This is a genomic window from Kitasatospora sp. NPDC093102 (assembly GCF_040683915.1).
Lineage (GTDB): Bacteria > Actinomycetota > Actinomycetes > Streptomycetales > Streptomycetaceae > Kitasatospora.
This window is the reverse complement of sequence record NZ_JBFBFA010000010.1, coordinates 175,104-192,203: the sequence shown is the minus strand read 5'-3', so window position 1 is coordinate 192,203 and position 17,100 is coordinate 175,104. Positions and strand designations below refer to the sequence as shown.

The following is a 17,100-nucleotide window of genomic DNA, read 5'->3' as shown; positions in this document are numbered from 1 at the left end:
CGGTCATGCGTCACGTCATCGACAAGCGCGTCCCCGCGCATCCCGTCCCGGTGATCCGGATCCGCCGGCTCACCAAGGCGTACGGGCACGGCGACGCCACCGTGCACGCGCTGCGCGGCCCCTCCGACCCGGAGACCGGCGAACCGCAGGGCGTCAGCCTGGACATCGAGCAGGGCGACTTCGTCGCCGTGATGGGCAGCTCCGGCTCCGGCAAGTCCACCCTGATGAACATCCTCGGCTGCCTGGACGTCCCGACCTCCGGCCGCTACCTGCTGGACGGCACCGACGTCGGCCACCTGGACGAGCAGCAGCTCGCACTGGTGCGCAACCGCAAGATCGGCTTCGTCTTCCAGTCCTTCAACCTGGTGCCCCGCACCACCGCCCTCGCCCAGGTCGAGCTGCCGCTCGCCTACGCGGGCGTCCGCACCGCCGAACGGCGCCGCCGGGCGATGGCCGCGCTCTCGCTCGTCGGGCTCGCCGAGCGGGCCGGCCACAAGCCCAACGAGCTCTCCGGCGGCCAGCAGCAGCGCGTCGCGGTGGCGCGGGCACTGGTGACGGCGCCCGCGATGCTGCTCGCCGACGAGCCGACCGGCAACCTCGACAGCCGCTCGACGGAGGAGGTGCTGGCCCTGATCGACGGGCTCAACGCCACCGGCCGCACGGTCGTGCTGATCACCCACGAGGACGAGGTCGCGCGGCACGCCAAGCGGGTGCTGCGGCTGGTGGACGGGCAGATCGTGAGCGACCTGAGGCAGGCGCCCGTGGAGGGCCCGCCGCCCTTCCTGGACCCGGCGTTCGCGGGGGCACCGGTCGCGGAGGTGCCGGCGTGATCCTCTGGCAGACGCTCCGCTTCGCGGTCGGCGGCCTGGCCGCCAACAAGGTGCGCTCGGCGCTCACCATGCTCGGGGTGCTGATCGGCGTGGCCTCGGTGATCCTGCTGCTGGCGGTCGGCAACGGCTCCTCGGTGGCGGTGAAGGACTCGATCACCTCGCTCGGCACCAACTCCCTGACGGTCAGCTCCGGTTCGGCGAACGGCGGCTCCCGGGCCACCTCCTCGGTCAAGAAGCTCACGGTCGCCGACGCCAAGGCGCTGGCGAGCGACTCCGACGCGGGGGCGATCAAGTCGGTCGCCCCGGTGGTCACCACCAGCGCGACGGCGCTGTACGGGAACATCTCGTACAGCCCGGGCTCGATCGTCGGCACCTACCCGTCGTACTTCGAGACCGCCAACCAGAAGGTCGCCCACGGCGAGTACTTCACCGACGACGACGTGCTCAACTCGCGCAAGGTCGCGGTGCTCGGCGCGACGACGGCCAAGCAGCTGTTCGACACCGAGAACCCGGTCGGCAAGTCGGTCGTCCTCGGCGGCACGCCGTTCACGGTCGTCGGCGTGCTCCAGGCCAAGGGCGGCAGCGGCTTCACCGACCCGGACGACGTGGTGATCGCCCCGCTGCCGACGGTGCAGAACGCCTTCACCGGCTTCGGCTCGGTCAACCAGATCCTGGTCCAGGCCTCGTCCGCGGACAGCACCACGGCGGCCCAGTCCGAGATCACCCGCGTCCTGCTCGGCACGCACGCGATCGCCGACCCGTCCAAGGCGGACTTCCGGATCACCAGCCAGGCCTCGCTGCTCACGGCGAGGGAGAGCACGACGAAGACCTTCACCGTGCTGCTCGGCGCGGTGGCGGCGATCTCGCTGCTGGTCGGCGGGATCGGGATCACCAACATCATGCTGGTGACGGTCACCGAGCGAACGCGGGAGATCGGCATCCGCAAGGCGCTCGGCGCACCGCGCGCGGTGATCCTCGGGCAGTTCCTCACCGAGTCGACGCTGCTGTCGGTGATCGGCGCGGGGCTGGGCGTGGCGGCCGGGATCGCCGGCTCGCACTTCAGCATCGTCGGCATCAAGCCGGTGGTGATCCCCGAGTCGGTGCTCGGCGCGTTCGCCATCGCCGTCGCCATCGGGCTGTTCTTCGGCAGCTACCCCGCCAACCGGGCCGCCTCGCTGCGGCCGATCGACGCCCTCCGGCACGAGTAGGACTCCACTGTCATGAGCAAAGAGATCGCCACGGTCGCCAGTACCCCGGCCGAGCAGGTCGCCCTGCTCGCCACCCCGCCGGACGCCCGTGACGTGAGCGCCGAACTGGCCGCGCCGCCACGGCGGAAGCTGCCCTGGCTCAGCCTGGTGCTGGCGGGCGGCGTGATCGCCACCGGCGCGTTCGCGGGCGGGGTCTGGTACCAGCAGAACAACGGCTCCTCCTCCGGCGGGAAGTCCTCCGCCCGGCCGGCTGCCGCTGCGGCTGCTCCTGGCGGCGGCTACGGGCAGAACGGCTCCCGCCGCGGGGGCCAGGGGCAGGGCCAGGGGCAGGGCGCCGGGCAGGGCGGGCAGGCCGGTTTCGCCCGTGGCACGGTCAAGGCCGTCGACGGCAACACGGTGTACCTGACCGACACCAACGGCAACACCATCAAAGTCACCACCGGCGACGCGACGAAGGTCCAGCTCAACAAGGAGGGCAAGGTCGCAGACCTCCAGCCCGGCCAGAGCGTGACCGTCGTCGGCACCCCCGACGCCAACGGTGGCTACACCGCCAACCAGCTCGTCGAAGGCGCCGCTGGTGCGGGCGGTTTCGGTGGCGGGGGCGGTGGAGGAATGCCCAGGAACCCGTCCGGCGGCTGACCCGGATCCGCCGGACGACCGCGAGGCCCTCGTCCCTTCCCTGGGCGAGGGCCTTCGCATGTGCTCAGCGCGGTCCGACGAGCCTCACCGCTGCCTCACCGCTGCCACGCCGCGTCCCGGTCCAGGTCCCGGAGCAGGTGGAGCAGGTTGAGGAGGGTGCTCACGGGCGCATTGCCGAAGTCGACCAGCAGACGCCCGTCGAGGATGGTCTCGCCGGCCGAGGCGGAGCCCCAGAGGAGCCCGTGCGGAAGGCCGCGCCGGTGCAGCTCCCCGAGGAGGACGGTGATGTGCGGGGCGGTGAAGTCCCGCATCCGGGGGTCGTCGGGGGCGACCGGCTCGCGGGTCACGCGGCGGAGTCCAGCTCGTACCAGACCGTTTTGCCGCGCTTCTGGGGGTCGACGCCCCAGCGGTGGGTGAGCCCGGCGACGAGCTGGAGGCCCCGGCCGGACTCGGCGGAGAGGTCGAGGGCCTTTTCGTGGGGGAGCGTGGGGCTCTCGTCCGCGACGCAGACCCGGAGGGTGCGGACGTCGAGGGAGAAGTAGACGACGGGTGAGGCGGTGTGGGCGTGCCGCCACGCGTTGACGATCAACTCGCCGAGGGCGAGCTCGGCGTTGAAGATGGTCTCGGTGTCCCAGTCGGCGCGGGTCAGGACGTCCCGCAGGGCCTGCCGGGTGAGGGTGATCGAGGGGGCGTTGAGGGTGCACACGGGAACCTCCGAGAGGCATGAGTGTGGAGGGGAGAAGCCGTGAGCCAGGCCAGGATGTGGTTGCTCTTCGGCGGGAGGGCAGCAGGCGCCTACTGCGCTGAACCAAGGCGTGTCTGACGATCCATCGGATCGACCTGGGACGACCCTAGCGCACGCGCTCTTAAAGTTAATTCGAATGCGAGAAAGTTCCCCCGTCAGTGGGACACTGGCTCCCAGATCAGCAGAGAGGACGCCATGGCCCTTCGAATCCCGACGCTTCGGCAGCGCCGCCTCGGCGCCGAGCTGCGGAGGATGCGAGAGCAGGCCGGCTTCGGCGGCAGCCACCTCGCCAGCCTGCTCGGGGTGACGCCCGCCCTCGTGACTCAGATGGAGAACGGGAAGTCCGCTGTCAGCCCGGAGCGTCTGCGCGAGATCGCAGAAGCCTGCATGTGCCTCAACGAGCCCTTGGTCTCCGCGCTCGCCGGCATGGCCAGCGAGCGCGAGGCGGCTTGGTGGGAGGAGTATCGAGGAGTGCTCGCGGCGGCTCCGATCGATGTGGCAGAGATTGAAGGCCATGCGCGGCGGCTCAGGAGCTTCACCATTGGCTTCATACCTGGATTGCTACAGACAGCCGCCTACGCCACCGCCGTGTTCGCGAAGGGCTACACACCCCTTGCTGATCACGAGGTCGCTCGAAGGGTGAACTTCCGTCTGCGTAGGCAGCGGATTGTTCGATCCGGCGAAACGCCGTACTTGGCGCTCATCCATGAGGCAGCACTTCGTATCCAATACGGCGGTCCTGCGGTCCTCAGGGAACAGCTTGAGTGCCTCATCGAAGCCTCCGAGCTTCCGGAGGTCTCGCTACGAGTCGTGCCGTTCGACACGGCAGACTTCCCTGGCCCCAGCGAGAACCTGGCTTACGCGGACGGGCCGGTGCCGGAGTTGGACACCGTCCAGGCCGACTCGTCCCACGGTTCTCATATCTTCGATTCTCCTGCCCAGCTGGCGGGCTACCGCGCAATCTTCGGGCGCATCGAAGCCGTTGCTCTGACGGAGAGCGAGTCGCGAGACTACATCCGTTCGATCATGAAGGAAATGAACGACAGGTATGCATAGCTCAGATTGGCAGAAGTCCGGCTTCAGCGAGGCGAACAATAACTGTGTTGAGGTGCGGGCCGTCGCTGGTGTGATCGAACTTCGGGAGTCCGACGAGGGCGTCATCGTCCGCACCACCGCCCGCAGGTTCGGCGCCTTTCTCCAGGGCGCGAAGGCTGGCGAGTTCGACCACCTGATCGCCGCCACCGCCTAGCGAACCGGCGGCCCCTTGCTCGTCCGCAAGGGGCCGCCGGTTGGTGCATGAGGTGCCTACGGCTGGATCACGAAGTACACCACCATGCCCGTGGTCAGGCACAGGAACAACTGCACCATGAAGCTCCAGGGGAGCGGCACCTCGTCCGTGTCACCCGCCTCGTCGGCCGCGAGCTGTCGGCGCGCCAGCTTTCCGAGGTGCCCGGCCGTCCCCAACGTCATCGACAGCATCGCCAGCGAGTACATGGACAGCGCGCCGGCCGAGGTCATCCCGTTCATGTGGGAGCGGCCGACCAGGAAGACCGCCCCGGCCAACGGCGCCAGGGACACCATGATCCGGTACTTCCGCGTCGGCTGCGGCGGTATCGCCAGCGCCCAGAACAGCACCGTCGTCAGCGCGACGATCCACCACCAGGTGGCCACGCTCAAGCCCAGTGGAGTCATTCCCCCACCCCCCAGGTCACGGACGTTCGCTCACGTCCACTCCCGGTCACACTAGCCACGCCGGCTCCGCCCCGCGCCGACAGAACCCTGCAAGATCCCGGCTGGGCCCTTGCAGGGTCCCGGCAAGAGTGCTCAGTCGAGGCAGAACTCGTTGCCCTCGACGTCGAACATCCCGAGGCACGACTCGTTCTTGTCGTCGGCGACCAGCAACTGCCCGCGCGTCGCGCCGAGCGGGATCAGCCGGGCGCACTCGGCTTCGAGCGCCGCCAGGCGCTCCGCACCCACCAGCCCGGTGCCGACCCGCACGTCGAGGTGCAGCCGGTTCTTGACGACCTTGCCCTCGGGAACGCGCTGGAAGTACATGCGCGGGCCCACTCCAGAGGGGTCGCCGGCCGCGAACCACGAGCCCTGCTCCTCGGGCGGCAGCGAGCGCTGGAAGTCGTCCCAGGTGTCGAACCCCTCCGGCGTGGACGGCGGGACGTACCCCAGGACCTCGCACCAGAAGCGACCGACGCGCTCGGGCTCCGCGCAGTCGAAGGTGACCTGGAAATGCTTGACCGATGTCATCGGGCCACCATAGCCATGACAAGAGGAACGCGCCGCTCAATTTCCGGCGCGGACCCGCAGGTTGACGGGAGTGGGGCTGGACCCACCCGTTCGTGGGGCTGGACCCATACCCGGCCGCGCGTCCGCTCCGTAGCGTCGTTCCCACAACGACGCGGAGGGGAAAGAACCATGGCGACCACGACCGACCAGGACACCTTCACCACGGTGAAGAAGTGCATTGTGCTCTTCGGCGCCACCGGCGCCGTCGTCCTCGGCACGGTCGTCGTGATGGCGGCCACCGGCCACACGACGACCCCGTTCATGTGGATCCGCGGCGTGATCTTCCTCGCCATCGTTCCGTTTCTCCACCGGCTGGCCACCCGTGCCGCCGGCGGCTCCGCCAAGGCCTTCGACCGGGTCCGCACCCTCTCCACCGTCATGCCGATCGCCATCATCGGGGTGGATCTCGTCCCCGGCCTCTGCCCGGCCTGGTACGCCGTCCTCCAGGGACTCTCCGCCCTCGCCCTGGTCGCGGTCGCCGTCCTCACCCGCACGTCCGCGCTGGCCGATGCCTTCCCCAAGCCGTAGCCGAGCGCCGGAAGTCGGCCGGTCCGACTTCCGGCGCAGCGGAGGCAGTTCGTTCCGGTGGCCCCTTGCGTCTCGCAAGGGGCCACCGGTCAATGCCTATGGTGCTTCGGGTTGTTTCCGGCTTCTTCGGACAGGTCGTGGCGACGATGAGCAGTCCCGTCCGGCGGAAGTCCGCCGTTCGACGCCGTGCAGCTGCTCAGCTGCCTCCGACCTTGTCTCCTGCGACGTTGACCACGTACCACCCGGCACCGAACTCGGGGGACCCCTGGCCGTTGGTGTCGCCCTGCGCCGTGTCGCCCGCGAAGTAGTACAGCGGGTGGCCGTTGTAGACGACCTGGGACTTGCCGTCCTTGCGGGCGGTGGTGGAGAGCTTGGCCTGGTCGACGCCCTTCCCGGCCGTGGGGGTGCCGGTGGTCAGAAGGGGCGGCCAGGCGGTGGCGCAGGCGTCGTAGCACGTCGAGGTGGGCGAGGTGTCCGCCTCGAACAGGTAGAGGGTCTTGCCCTGGGAGTCGACCAGGATGCTCTGGTACTTGCCGACGGTGGCCGCCGCGACCGTGGCGCCGGCGCCCGTGGATCCGGCGGCAGGGCTCGTGTTCTCCGTCGACGTCGGTGTGGCGGCCGGGCTGCCGGGGGAGGTTGCCGCCGTTGCCGGGCTTTCCGTAGTCGTCGTGCTCTTGCTGTTGGAGCAGCCGCCGCACACCACAGTGATCAGGGCGACGGCGGCGGCCATGGCGGTCACCGTGCGGGGGTTTCTCATGGGCTTCTCTCCGGCCGGGGTGGGAATCGGTGCCACAACTTCAGCCTGAAGGGGCCTGCCGCTTCACCAGGCACGCCAGCGGGTGGGCAAGGCGGGACGGCCGTTAACCCTGATGGCCGACAGCGACACGTCGTCCTGGCGGCGTCGCCCCGGGCCGGGGCGGCCCGGCCCGAATATTTCGATGGCGGGTTCGGCGGAGCCTGGTGAAGATCGCTGGATGGATCCTTTCCTGCAGACCGAACGGCTCGTGCTGCGGCCGTTCACCGAGGCCGACGCCGACCATCTCTTCGCGCTGGACAACGACCCCGAGGTCATGCGCTTCATCAACGGCGGCAAGCCGGCGGACCGCGACGCGATCCGGGTGCGCACTCTGCCCCGACTCCTCCACGACCACCCGGGTTCGGGCACCCGAGGCTTCTGGGCGGCCGAGGAGAGGGACACCGGAACCTTCCTGGGCTGGTTCGAACTCCGCCCGCTCGACGACCACGACCCCGCCGTCGTCGAACTCGGTTACCGGCTGAACCGGGCCTCTTGGGGCAAGGGCTATGCCACGGAGGGATCGCGGGCCCTGATCGACAAGGGGTTCACCGACCTCGCGGTGGAGCGGGTCACCGCGAACACCATGGCCGTGAACACGCGGTCCCGGCGCGTGATGGAGAAGTCCGGCCTGTCGTTCCTCCGGAGCTACTTCGGGGACTGGCCGGAGTCGATCCCGGGGTCCGAGCACGGCGAGGTCGAGTACGAACTCCTCAAGGCGGCCTGGGAGCAGGGGGTCCGGTAGCTCACCGCCCCGAGCCCCTGCACCTCCGCCCTGGGTGCCGCCTTCGGTGCCGCCTTCCCGAAGCAGCCGCCGAGCGCCGGAAGTCGGCCGGTCCGACTTCCGGCGTACCGGAGGCAGTTCATGCCGGCGGCCCCTTGCTCTTTCCGCAAGGGGCCGCCGGTTCATGCAGGTGACGCCTACAGATGTGCGGACATCCGAAGTGAAACCGGGCGAGTTCGACCACCTGGTCACCAACGGCTCCGGCCTGACGGAACAGTGCTAACCGATCCGCGTGAGCGTGTACCGGTAGGTGATCTTGCCGTCGGCGGAGGCGGTCTTCTCCGTGGTCAGGCTCGTCTTGCCGTTGAACTCGGCCAGGTTGGGGCGGATCTCCTCGTCGACCGTGGCGATCTTGTCATCCGAGTTCCAGTCGTCCTCCTCCATCAGCCGGATCTGCAGGCGGAAGGCGGTGGACTGATCCAGGGCGTTCTCGTCGAAGTGCCGCCGGGAGGACCGGTCCGCGGGAAGCTTGAAGAACTCGCCGGCCCGCATCTTCGCGTGCTTCGACTTCGTGTTCCCGAAGGCGTTCTCGTAGGAGGGGTACCACAGGGTCGCGTCGTCCAGCAGGATCTTGCCGTAGATCTCGCCCACGGGGTCGTCGGAGTCCTCGCTGACGTCGTCGATCCGCACCCAGTCGAGCTTCAGCTCGTATTCCGCAATGTCACTCATGTTCCCTCCAGGAAATAGGGGTTCAGAGACGGAACGGTCCCCACGTCGACCGCACGGACCCGGACAGGACACCTCGCTGCGACCATGATCGTCAGGGGGTGTCCCCGCTCACGCTAGGGTCGCCGGACCAGCCCGACCCGCCCGCCGGGCGTGTCCTGGCCGCAATCGTCCGTTCAGCGGAATGCGACCACCCGGGCGCAGTGCGTCCCGGCGCGCGAGAGGTCTGCGGAGTCCCCGCAGCCCGGTCGGTCCGACTTCCTGTGCAGATACCCGTAGTTCGTTCCGGCGGCCCCTTGCTCCTCGCAAGGGGCCGCCGGCGCGGGTGCGGGGCACCGGAATCCGGCCGTTCTGTTCCGACTGTTGGCTTGATCAGCACCCTTGTGAGTAACCATGCGTGTGCATAGCGTGACCTGGCCGCAGTGCGGCGCCCACACAACGACGTGGAGGTGGCTTCGCCATGCCCGAAACGCCCGAGTACACCGAGCCCATCGAGCCCACCCCCGGCATTGCCGAGGCGAACCGGAAGGTCTCGGAGGCGGTCGGGGCCGCCAACGAGAAGGACGGCCGGGACTTCGCGGACGCCGGCCGGTTCCTGATCGCCCCGCCGGACGTGCCGATCATCTACTCCCGCAGGGACCCGCAGAAGGTCGTCTGGGACTTCTCCACGTACGACTTCCTCACCGACTCCGACCCGGAGTCCAGCCCGTCGACGGTCAACGGAAGCCTGTGGCGGCAAGGCCAACTCACGGCCATGGCCGGGCTGTTCCATGTCGCCAGCTGTCGCGCGTACCGGATCTACCAGGTGCGCGGCTACGACCTGTCCAACATGACGATCGTCGAGTCCGACGAGGGCCTGATCGTCATCGACCCGCTCGCCTGCTACGAGACCGCGCAGGCCGCGCTCCAGCTGTTCCGGGACAGGACCGAGCTCACCAAGGAACAGCGGCCGATCAAGGGCGTCGTCTACACCCACTGCCACGTGGACCACTTCGGCGGCGCGCGGGGCCTGTTCGCCGAGCTCGGCGACGCACTGGAGCCGGGCGTCCCCGTCCTCGCGCCGGAGGGCTTCCTCGAACACGCGGTCAGCGAGAACATCTACGCCGGCCCGGCGATGGCCCGGCGGGCGCAGTACATGTACGCGGCGCAGCTGGACAAGGGGCCGACGGGGCAGGTCGGTTCGGGCCTCGGCCTGACCATCTCCACCGGCGAGGTGACCCTCGTCCCGCCGACCGTCTACATCGGCGGGCCCGAGCACCAGCCGGTGCCGAAGACGCAGTGGAACGACCAGGCGTACGTCATCCCCTGGCGGCCGGGGCTGTACCAGTTCGAGCTGGCCGGCGTGCAGCTGCTGTTCCAGCTCACCCCGGGCACCGAGGCCCCGGCGGAGATGAACATCTACCTGCCCGACGCCCGGGCGCTGTGCATCGCCGAGAACGCCACCCACACCATGCACAACATCCTCAGCCTGCGCGGCGCGCAGGTGCGGGACGCGCACGCGTGGTCGAAGTACCTCACCGAGGCGATCCAGACCTTCGGCAAGGAGACCGACGTCCTGTTCGCCTCGCACCACTGGCCGATGTGGGCCGAGGTGGACGAGTCGACCGAGAAGCTGAGCAACGCGCGCATCCTGGAGTTCCTCAACAAGCAGCGCGACATGTACGGCTACCTCAACGACCAGACGCTGCGGCTGATCAACGCCGGCCAGACCGGCATCGAGATCGCCGAGGAGCTGAAGACCCTCCCGCCCGGCCTGAACGACCACTGGTACGACCGGGGCTACTACGGCTCGGTGAGCCACAACCTCAAGGCCGTCTACCAGCGGTACATGGGCTGGTACGACGCCAACCCGGCCCACCTGTGGGAGCTGCCGCCGGTGCAGTCCGGCGCGTCCTACGTGCAGGCGATGGGCGGCGCGGAGGCGGTGGTGGCCAAGGCGGCGGAGGCGTACGGCAAGGACACCGCGCAGGACTTCCGCTGGGCGGCCGAGCTCCTGAACCACGTCGTCTTCGGTGCGGCGGACCCGGACAGCGGGATCTCCGCCACGGCGCTCCAGCAGGCCAAGGAACTCCAGGCCAAGGTCCTCACCCAGCTCGGCTACGGCGCCGAGAACGGCACCTGGCGCAACGCCTATCTGGTCGGCGCCCAGGAGGTCGTCGGCGGTCCGCAGCCGGCGATCATCAGCCAGTCCTCGGCCGACCTGATCCGCAGCACCACCCTGGAGCAGTACTTCTCCGCCCTCGCCCGCAGCGTGGACGGGCCGACGGCCGCCGAGCAGTACCGCGCCCCGATCGTGCTGGACTGGGTCTTCACCGACGAGACCGGCGCCGAGACCGGCGTCAGGTGCACCACGACGCTCCGCAACGGCGTGCTGGTCTTCGTCGACGGCGGCGACCGCCTCGTCGACGTGCCGGACGCCGTCATCAGGCTGACCCGCAAGACGCTCGACGAGCTGGCCGAGCGCCCCGGGTTCAAGCACAACTTCGACACGGCGGTCGCGGACAAGGTGGTCCTCCTGGAGGGCGACCACGCCCAGGAGGCGGCGGACCAGGTCTTCGGCACGCTGACCCTCCCCGACCCGCAGTTCCCGATCGTCACCCCGTAGCCCGGCCCGCCCGGTACGGCCGGCCCCGGCGGCTCCTCGCTCCCCCGAGGGGCCGCCGGGGTGCCCTGCGGAAGCGGGGCCGGCTCCGAGCACGTCGCCCCGCCGAGCTGGTGCTCGGCGGGGCGAGGTACTGCGAGGCGGGTGCGGTCAGTGCTGTTGGTCGGGCTGGGTGGTGGCCGTCGGGCCGGTGGTCTTCGTCGGGCCGGCGGGGGTCGTCGGGCCGGTGGTGTGCGTCGGGCCGGCGGGGGTCGTCGGGTCGGTGGTGTGCGTCGGGCCGGCGGGGGTCGTCGGGTCGGCGGTGTTCGCCGGGCCGGTGGTGGTCGTCGGGCCGGTGGTGGTCCCGGTGCTGCTCGGGTCGGCCTTGGACGGCGCCGCGTCGGGGATGTCGGCCATCGGCAGGGACTGCTTGGGCGTGCCGCGCAGGGCCTGGTTCATGGCGTCCCGCCAGATCGGTCCGGGGCCGTCGGCGCCGAACACCTCTGCGCGGTACTTCCCGTTGATGGTGATGTTGCGCATCTCGACGCCGCCCTTGGGGCCGCCGAGCCAGACGGCGGTGGCGAGTTGCGGGGTGTAGCCGTTGAACCAGGCGGCCCTCTTGTGGTCCGAGGTGCCGGTCTTGCCGGCGATCTGCCGGTTGTCCTCCAGGCTGAGCGCCGCGCCGGTGCCGTTGTTCTCGGTCACGCCGTTCAGGACGGTGTTCAGCGCTCGTGCCGTCTTCTCGGAGAACACCTGCTCGCAGTGGCCGGCCGGGACGGGGACGTCCTTGCCCTCCACGGTGGTGATCTTGGTGATGGCGATCGGGGTGCAGTGGGTGCCCTGGGCGGCGAAGGTCGCGTAGACGTTGGCCATGGTCAGCGGGCTCATCTCCTCGACGCCCAGGGCCATCGCGGGGACCTCCTCCAGGGGTTTGCCGCTGGCCTTGGTGGTGATGCCGAGCTTGTTGGCCATCTGCTTGACCGCGCAGAGGCCGATCTCCTGCTCCATCTGGATGAAGTAGGTGTTGACCGAGAGGGCCATCGCCATCTTCAGCTGGTACGGGCCCTTCTCGTTGGCGGATTCGTTGGGCACCACCGTCTTGGGGCGGGCCTCGTTCCTCCAGGTCCCCTCGCAGGTCTTCATCGTCGGGTACTCGAGCTTGTTCGGGGACGAGTACTCCTGGGTCGCCGGCACGCCCGCCTCCAGTGCCGCGGCCGCGACGACCGGCTTGAACGTGGAGCCGGGCTGGAAGCCGTTGCCGCCGCCCATCGCCGCGTCGACGTTGAGGTTGACGACGGTCTGGTTCTTCTCCTCCAGCAGGCCGTAGGGGCGGGTCTGGGCCATGGCGAGGATCTTGCCGGTGCCGGGCTCGACCATGGAGACGGCGGCGGAGACGCTGTCGGTGATCCGCACGTTGTTGCTCACCGCGTTCTGGGCGGCGGCCTGCTTGTCCGGGTCCAGCGTGGTGTAGATGTTCAGACCGCCCTGGTTCCAGAACTTCTTGCGCTCGGCGGAGTCCTGGCCGAAGGCCGGGTCCTGCTTGACCACGTGGCGGACGTAGTCGCAGAAGAATCCCATCCCGGCCTGGGCGGTGATGCAGCCGTTCTGCGGGGCCTTGAAGTTCAGGCCCAGCGGGGCGGCCTTCGCCTCCTGCGCCTGTTCGGCGGTGATGTGCTTGTTCTCCAGCATCTTGCCGATCACCACGTCGCGGCGGTTCTGCGCGGCCTGCGGGTGCAGCTTCGGGTCGTACTGGGACGGGTTCTGCACCAGCCCGGCGAGCATCGCCGCCTCGGCGACGGTCAGGTCCTTGTTGCTCTTGCCGAAGTAGCGCTGGGAGGCGGCCTCCACGCCGTAGGCGCCGTTCCCGTAGTACGTGATGTTGAGGTAGTTGGTGAGGATCTGCTCCTTCGGCAGCTCCTCCTCCAGCTTGATGGCGACCTTGAGCTCCTGGATCTTGCGGCCCAGGGTCTTGCGCTGGGCCTCCAGGACGGCGTCCCGGTCGTCGCCGGCCTTCTCCACGTTGACGTTCTTCACGTACTGCTGGGTCAGTGTCGAGGCACCCTGGGAGGCGGTTCCGCTCTCCGCGTTCTTGCTGAGCGCGCGGAGGACGCCCTTGAGGTCGACGGCGCCGTGCTCGTAGAAGCGGGCGTCCTCGATGTCGACCTGGGCGTGCCGCATGAACGGTGACATCTGGTCGGCGGTGATGACGGTGCGGTCGCGCTCGTAGACCTTGGCGATGAGGCCGCCCTTGGCGTCGAAGATCTGGGTGGCCTGGGTGAGCGGCGGGGTCTTGAAGTCGGAGGGAACGTCCTCGAACCCCTCCGCGGTGCCCTTGGCCGTCAGCCCGATGCCGCCGGCGACGGGCAGGGCGAGACCTGCCAGCAGCACGCCGGACACGACGCTCACCCCCAGGAAGGTCGCACCGAGGCGGGCCAGCCGGAGCGGCGCGTTGCGGGACGGCCGGGGGTCCACGTCGTCGGAGGAACTCCGTATCGGGGGGAGATTCGATGCCATCCCGGAATGCTAACCCTCGAAAGTCCCCGGTCGAACGATTTTTGGTGCGCGGCTGTCACGGCTGTGCAACAGGATTCCGAGGCCGGATCCGACCGTATCGGTCGTATACATACCGAGGGAATGTGGCGGAATTCAGTGGTCCGCACCGGATGCGGCCCGCCTCGCGTGTGGCGCCCCTCCCCTCCCGTGGCCCTGTCATCACTTGGATGCGGTGAGCAGGCCGAAAGGTTGCGTGCGCCCGGTCAGGCGGCGTCGCCGGTCTCGGGGGCGGTCTCCAGGACCGCCTCGACATCGACCGTGACGTCGACCAGGTCGCCGACCACCGCGCCGCCCCGGTCCACCACGTCGTTCCAGCTCACGCCGAAGTCCTGACGGTTGATCCGGGTGCCGGCGGTGAATCCGGCGCGCCGCCTGGGGCCGAGGTCGCGCCCGTCCTCCCACCACGGGGTGTCCCACTGCCCGAGGTAGCTCACGTCGAAGGTGACCGGGCGCGTCACGCCGCGGATGGTGAGCTGCCCCGTGACCTCGAAACCGCTCGCGCTCACCTGGTGGACCCGTGACCCGACGAAGGTCCAGGTCGGGTGGTGCTCGACGTCGAAGAAGTCGGCGCTGCGCAGGTGTGCGTCCCGCTCGGGCGAGCCGGTGTACACCTGGGTCGCGTCGATGGTCGCCTCGACCCGGGCCTTCTCCGGAGCGTCCGGGTCCACCTCCAGGAAGCCGTGCACGTTCTTCAGCTGGCCGCGCACGTAGGTGACCATCATGTGTCTGGCGCGGAACTCCGCACCGGTGTGGCTGGGCTCGAAGAACCATTTCGTGGTGGCCATGGCGACTCCGTGAGGTGGTGGCCGGTGGTGCCCGGGACCCCCTCCAGCCAGCGTAGGCCGAAGTCGGCACGCGGTCGTCCGGACGGCACCACCGCCCGCTCTCCACACGCGGGAAGATCTTCCGGGGCCCGCACCGCCTCGAACCGTAGGAACCGTGGAGGGGGACGGGCGGCCGGAACGGCGGAACGGGCCGCGTCCGAGGAGGTTTCTTCCTCGGACACGGCCCGTTCCGTCGTGTCCGTCGGCCGGGTTCCGTCAGCTGCGGCGGAGGGCTTCGGTGAGGCGGTTGGCGGCTTCGATGATGGCCTGGGCGTGGAGGCGGCCGGGGTGGCGGGTGAGGCGTTCGATGGGGCCGGAGACGGAGACGGCGGCGACGACGCGGTTGGAGGGGCCGCGGACGGGGGCGGAGACGGAGGCGACGCCGGGTTCGCGTTCGCCGATGGACTGGGCCCAGCCGCGGCGGCGGACGCCGCTGAGTGCGGTGGCGGTGAAGCGGGCGCCCTGGAGGCCTCGGTGGAGGCGTTCGGGTTCTTCCCAGGCGAGGAGGACCTGGGCGGCGGAGCCGGCCTTCATGGGCAGGGTGCTGCCGACGGGGACGGTGTCGCGCAGGCCGGAGAGTCGTTCGGCGGCGGCGACGCAGATGCGCATTTCGCCTTGGCGGCGGTAGAGCTGGGCGCTTTCTCCGGTGACGTCGCGCAGGTGGGTGAGGACGGGGCCCGCGGTGGCGAGCAGTCGGTCCTCGCCGGCTGCGGCGGAGAGTTCGGACAGGCGGGGGCCGAGGATGAAGCGGCCCTGCATGTCGCGGGTGACGAGGCGGTGGTGTTCGAGTGCGACGGCGAGTCTGTGGGCGGTGGGGCGCGCCAGACCGGTGGCGGCGACCAGCCCCGCCAGCGTGGCGGGGCCCGACTCCAGTGCGCTGAGCACCAGAGCGGCCTTGTCGAGAACGCCGACGCCGCTAGTGTTGTCCATACCATGATATTGCAGTCTCAGGTAGCGAGACGCAAGTCCGTTTCGGTGGTCGCCATCCTCTCGGATGCCTGCAAAGCGGCTTTTCCGGGACTCGGCGTCTCGCATACCGGACGCTCCGAAGGACGCTCCGAAGGGCGCTCCGCGGGGGCGGAAGCCGCGGAAGCCGGGGGAGTCGGGGGAGTCGGGGGAGTCGGGGGAGTCGGGGGGAAGCCGAATCGTCGGGGGAAACGAAAAAGCCCCTGCCGTGTCTCTGTCGGACACGGCAGGGGCCGTAAGAAGAATTCGGCGGCGTCCTACTCTCCCACAGGGTCCCCCCTGCAGTACCATCGGCGCTGAAAGGCTTAGCTTCCGGGTTCGGAATGGAGCCGGGCGTTTCCCTCTCGCTATGACCACCGAAATGATCGGGCCGGGCAATTGCTCGAAAGCATTGCCTTCGCCTCGCCGTAAATCATAGCAGGGCGAAAAGCGGAGGGATTCCGCGGCCTCAGAAGCCGACGGCCTCGCGCAGCAGCAGGACGGTCCCCGGGGTGAGCCGGGCCGGGGTGTTGAGCACGAGGAGCTGGTTCACGGCGCTCGGCCGGCCGTACGCGGCCCGGGCGCGGTCGGATTCCAGCGGGAGGACGTGCTGCTCCAGGCGCCGCAGGGCGGCGGGGAGGTCCGGGACGACCTTCTGGGCCCCGACGACCCAGATCGCCCGGCCGGCACCGCCGACGTAGGCGGGCAGCTGGCTGCCCGTGGCCGAGGCGACGACCAGGGAGCCGGTCTCGGTGACGGCGGCGACGCTGCCGAGCGCCACGTCCGGGGTGGCGGCCATCGTGCGGATGCCGTCGGCCTCGGTGGCCCGGTCCATGGCCAGCGCGCGGGGTTTCACGGCCCGGTAGCGGTCGCCGGTGTTGACGTCCTCCTCGATGCCGGAGAGCCGGAGGGTCTCGCTGGCCCCGGTGAAGACGGTGGCGCCGGCCGGGACCAGCTCCGCGACCCGGGTGCGCGCGGCGGCGGCGTCGTCCAGGATCTCGACGGTGAAGCCGTTCGCCGTCAGTGCGGCGGCCACCCGCTCCAGGCGGTCGGCGGCCGTCGGGTCCGGGGCCGGGGCCGTGTGCGAGGCCGGTCCGGTGGCGTGCGGCGCCGCGCCGGTCAGCGGGGTGGTGTCCAGGTAGCGGATCTCGTAGACCCGCTCGGTGAACCGCCAGCCGTCCGCCGTGCGTCGGTAACGGTCGTGGTAGATCGCGTAGTTGAGCCCCTGCATGCCGTTCTTGAGGCGGACGACCTCGTGTATGTGGGCGCGGCCGGTCGCGGTGTCGCCGTCGATCCGGATCGCGCCCGGGTGGCTGGACCCCGGGGCCACCGTGATCGCCGACGGCGGCGGTCTGGTCGGCGCGCTGCTGCACCCGCTGACCGGGCGCGAGCGGATCGCCGCCGCCTACCTGGACTCCGACCGTTTCGCGCCCGGCATCACGCTGCTGGAGTGCAGCGTCAACGGTCTTCCCGGCCTGGTCGCCCGGCAGGACGGCGTGACCGTCACCGTGTTCGCGTTCCGGATCGCCGAGGGCCTGATCACCCACATCTGGGCGGTGCGCAACCCGGAGAAGCTCCGGCCCTGGACGGAGGGCCGGCCGAGTGGAGGCGACGTGCGGAAGTGAGGCGCGTCACGCCGGGTGCGCGCCCCATTCGTCGTGTCCACGCCCGTACGCACACCACCGAACCCACCCCTGTGCGCCGAT

Annotated in this window: 19 protein-coding genes and 1 rRNA gene; 9 read left to right on the top strand and 11 right to left on the bottom strand. The window is 69.9% G+C overall.

Going from position 1 to position 17,100, the window contains the following annotated elements:
* The first annotated feature begins 5 nt into the window (after positions 1-5).
* Genes AB0O11_RS17135 through AB0O11_RS17125 form a run of 3 tightly spaced genes read left to right on the top strand, consistent with a single transcriptional unit; the run spans position 6 to position 2,677 of the window.
* Complete coding sequence (locus AB0O11_RS17135; RefSeq protein ID WP_363386923.1) at positions 6-830, top strand: ABC transporter ATP-binding protein; 825 nt, start codon at positions 6-8, stop codon at positions 828-830.
* The gene (locus AB0O11_RS17130) at positions 827-2,038 is read left to right on the top strand and encodes an ABC transporter permease (protein ID WP_363386921.1); all 1,212 of its coding nucleotides are present in this window, start codon (positions 827-829) and stop codon (positions 2,036-2,038) included. Before AB0O11_RS17135 ends, AB0O11_RS17130 begins: the two co-directional genes overlap by 4 nt.
* Positions 2,039-2,050: 12 nt before the next feature.
* A complete protein-coding gene (locus tag AB0O11_RS17125; RefSeq protein ID WP_363386918.1) occupies positions 2,051-2,677 on the top strand; it encodes a DUF5666 domain-containing protein in 627 nt (208 codons plus the stop codon).
* Between the two features lie 95 nt (positions 2,678-2,772).
* Here AB0O11_RS17125 and AB0O11_RS17120 read toward each other — a convergent pair whose 3' ends face one another.
* Complete coding sequence (locus AB0O11_RS17120) at positions 2,773-3,024, bottom strand: hypothetical protein (protein WP_363386915.1); 252 nt, start codon at positions 3,022-3,024, stop codon at positions 2,773-2,775.
* Positions 3,021-3,383 (bottom strand): ATP-binding protein, encoded by a 363-nt coding sequence (locus AB0O11_RS17115; protein WP_363386913.1) that lies wholly within the window; start codon positions 3,381-3,383, stop codon positions 3,021-3,023. Before AB0O11_RS17115 ends, AB0O11_RS17120 begins: the two co-directional genes overlap by 4 nt.
* Positions 3,384-3,617: 234 nt before the next feature.
* On the opposite strand from AB0O11_RS17115, the gene AB0O11_RS17110 reads away from it, so the two are divergent.
* Together AB0O11_RS17110 and AB0O11_RS17105 are read left to right on the top strand one after the other, a co-directional pair.
* The gene (locus tag AB0O11_RS17110; protein WP_363386910.1) at positions 3,618-4,478 is read left to right on the top strand and encodes a helix-turn-helix transcriptional regulator; all 861 of its coding nucleotides are present in this window, start codon (positions 3,618-3,620) and stop codon (positions 4,476-4,478) included.
* On the top strand, positions 4,471-4,671 hold the full coding sequence (locus AB0O11_RS17105; protein WP_363386907.1) for a DUF397 domain-containing protein: 201 nt from the start codon (positions 4,471-4,473) through the stop codon (positions 4,669-4,671). The genes AB0O11_RS17110 and AB0O11_RS17105 overlap by 8 nt, the downstream gene beginning before the upstream one ends.
* A gap of 56 nt (positions 4,672-4,727) precedes the next feature.
* On the opposite strand, the gene AB0O11_RS17100 is transcribed toward AB0O11_RS17105, so the two are convergent.
* Together AB0O11_RS17100 and AB0O11_RS17095 are read right to left on the bottom strand one after the other, a co-directional pair.
* Positions 4,728-5,114: a hypothetical protein gene (locus tag AB0O11_RS17100; RefSeq protein ID WP_363386905.1), complete on the bottom strand. Its 387-nt coding sequence runs from the start codon at positions 5,112-5,114 to the stop codon at positions 4,728-4,730.
* 132 nt (positions 5,115-5,246) lie between these two features.
* Positions 5,247-5,681 (bottom strand): VOC family protein, encoded by a 435-nt coding sequence (locus AB0O11_RS17095; RefSeq protein WP_363386902.1) that lies wholly within the window; start codon positions 5,679-5,681, stop codon positions 5,247-5,249.
* 168 nt (positions 5,682-5,849) lie between these two features.
* On the opposite strand from AB0O11_RS17095, the gene AB0O11_RS17090 reads away from it, so the two are divergent.
* On the top strand, positions 5,850-6,248 hold the full coding sequence (locus AB0O11_RS17090; protein WP_363386899.1) for a hypothetical protein: 399 nt from the start codon (positions 5,850-5,852) through the stop codon (positions 6,246-6,248).
* A gap of 196 nt (positions 6,249-6,444) precedes the next feature.
* Here the strand turns inward: AB0O11_RS17090 and AB0O11_RS17085 are convergent, their stop codons facing one another.
* Complete coding sequence (locus AB0O11_RS17085) at positions 6,445-7,005, bottom strand: hypothetical protein (protein WP_363386896.1); 561 nt, start codon at positions 7,003-7,005, stop codon at positions 6,445-6,447.
* A 217-nt stretch (positions 7,006-7,222) separates the two neighbouring features.
* Between AB0O11_RS17085 and AB0O11_RS17080 the strand changes: the two genes are divergently transcribed.
* A complete protein-coding gene (locus tag AB0O11_RS17080) occupies positions 7,223-7,786 on the top strand; it encodes a GNAT family N-acetyltransferase (RefSeq protein ID WP_363386894.1) in 564 nt (187 codons plus the stop codon).
* A 258-nt stretch (positions 7,787-8,044) separates the two neighbouring features.
* Here the strand turns inward: AB0O11_RS17080 and AB0O11_RS17075 are convergent, their stop codons facing one another.
* Positions 8,045-8,494, bottom strand: coding sequence for a hypothetical protein (locus AB0O11_RS17075; protein WP_363386891.1), 450 nt, complete (start codon positions 8,492-8,494; stop codon positions 8,045-8,047).
* A 457-nt stretch (positions 8,495-8,951) separates the two neighbouring features.
* On the opposite strand from AB0O11_RS17075, the gene AB0O11_RS17070 reads away from it, so the two are divergent.
* Complete coding sequence (locus AB0O11_RS17070) at positions 8,952-11,096, top strand: alkyl sulfatase dimerization domain-containing protein (protein ID WP_363386888.1); 2,145 nt, start codon at positions 8,952-8,954, stop codon at positions 11,094-11,096.
* A 147-nt stretch (positions 11,097-11,243) separates the two neighbouring features.
* On the opposite strand, the gene AB0O11_RS17065 is transcribed toward AB0O11_RS17070, so the two are convergent.
* The 5 genes from AB0O11_RS17065 to AB0O11_RS17045 form a co-directional block, all read right to left on the bottom strand.
* On the bottom strand, positions 11,244-13,586 hold the full coding sequence (locus AB0O11_RS17065; protein WP_363386885.1) for a transglycosylase domain-containing protein: 2,343 nt from the start codon (positions 13,584-13,586) through the stop codon (positions 11,244-11,246).
* A 242-nt stretch (positions 13,587-13,828) separates the two neighbouring features.
* Positions 13,829-14,410, bottom strand: coding sequence for a YceI family protein (locus AB0O11_RS17060; protein WP_363386882.1), 582 nt, complete (start codon positions 14,408-14,410; stop codon positions 13,829-13,831).
* 255 nt (positions 14,411-14,665) lie between these two features.
* Positions 14,666-15,379: an IclR family transcriptional regulator gene (locus AB0O11_RS17055; RefSeq protein ID WP_030246527.1), complete on the bottom strand. Its 714-nt coding sequence runs from the start codon at positions 15,377-15,379 to the stop codon at positions 14,666-14,668.
* A 280-nt stretch (positions 15,380-15,659) separates the two neighbouring features.
* Positions 15,660-15,776 (bottom strand): 5S ribosomal RNA (rrf, locus tag AB0O11_RS17050).
* Between the two features lie 87 nt (positions 15,777-15,863).
* Positions 15,864-16,724: an LUD domain-containing protein gene (locus AB0O11_RS17045; protein ID WP_363386879.1), complete on the bottom strand. Its 861-nt coding sequence runs from the start codon at positions 16,722-16,724 to the stop codon at positions 15,864-15,866.
* Here AB0O11_RS17045 and AB0O11_RS17040 point away from each other — a divergent pair.
* Positions 16,654-17,019: a hypothetical protein gene (locus tag AB0O11_RS17040; RefSeq protein WP_363387101.1), complete on the top strand. Its 366-nt coding sequence runs from the start codon at positions 16,654-16,656 to the stop codon at positions 17,017-17,019. The two genes, AB0O11_RS17045 and AB0O11_RS17040, sit on opposite strands and share 71 nt — an antisense overlap.
* The last annotated feature ends 81 nt before the right edge of the window (positions 17,020-17,100 follow it).

Bases quoted from the DNA above. Each gene is read 5' to 3' on its own strand.
- AB0O11_RS17105 (WP_363386907.1), top strand. From the start codon at position 4,471: ATGCATAGCTCAGATTGGCAGAAGTCCGGCTTCAGCGAGGCGAACAAT.
- AB0O11_RS17090 (WP_363386899.1), top strand. From the start codon at position 5,850: ATGGCGACCACGACCGACCAGGACACCTTCACCACGGTGAAGAAGTGC.
- AB0O11_RS17095 (WP_363386902.1), bottom strand. From the start codon at position 5,681: ATGACATCGGTCAAGCATTTCCAGGTCACCTTCGACTGCGCGGAGCCC.
- AB0O11_RS17085 (WP_363386896.1), bottom strand. From the start codon at position 7,005: ATGAGAAACCCCCGCACGGTGACCGCCATGGCCGCCGCCGTCGCCCTG.
- AB0O11_RS17070 (WP_363386888.1), top strand. From the start codon at position 8,952: ATGCCCGAAACGCCCGAGTACACCGAGCCCATCGAGCCCACCCCCGGC.
- AB0O11_RS17075 (WP_363386891.1), bottom strand. From the start codon at position 8,494: ATGAGTGACATTGCGGAATACGAGCTGAAGCTCGACTGGGTGCGGATC.
- AB0O11_RS17110 (WP_363386910.1), top strand. From the start codon at position 3,618: ATGGCCCTTCGAATCCCGACGCTTCGGCAGCGCCGCCTCGGCGCCGAG.
- AB0O11_RS17080 (WP_363386894.1), top strand. From the start codon at position 7,223: ATGGATCCTTTCCTGCAGACCGAACGGCTCGTGCTGCGGCCGTTCACC.
- AB0O11_RS17060 (WP_363386882.1), bottom strand. From the start codon at position 14,410: ATGGCCACCACGAAATGGTTCTTCGAGCCCAGCCACACCGGTGCGGAG.
- AB0O11_RS17040 (WP_363387101.1), top strand. From the start codon at position 16,654: ATGTGGGCGCGGCCGGTCGCGGTGTCGCCGTCGATCCGGATCGCGCCC.
- AB0O11_RS17065 (WP_363386885.1), bottom strand. From the start codon at position 13,586: ATGGCATCGAATCTCCCCCCGATACGGAGTTCCTCCGACGACGTGGAC.
- AB0O11_RS17100 (WP_363386905.1), bottom strand. From the start codon at position 5,114: ATGACTCCACTGGGCTTGAGCGTGGCCACCTGGTGGTGGATCGTCGCG.
- AB0O11_RS17135 (WP_363386923.1), top strand. From the start codon at position 6: ATGCGTCACGTCATCGACAAGCGCGTCCCCGCGCATCCCGTCCCGGTG.
- AB0O11_RS17055 (WP_030246527.1), bottom strand. From the start codon at position 15,379: ATGGACAACACTAGCGGCGTCGGCGTTCTCGACAAGGCCGCTCTGGTG.
- AB0O11_RS17125 (WP_363386918.1), top strand. From the start codon at position 2,051: ATGAGCAAAGAGATCGCCACGGTCGCCAGTACCCCGGCCGAGCAGGTC.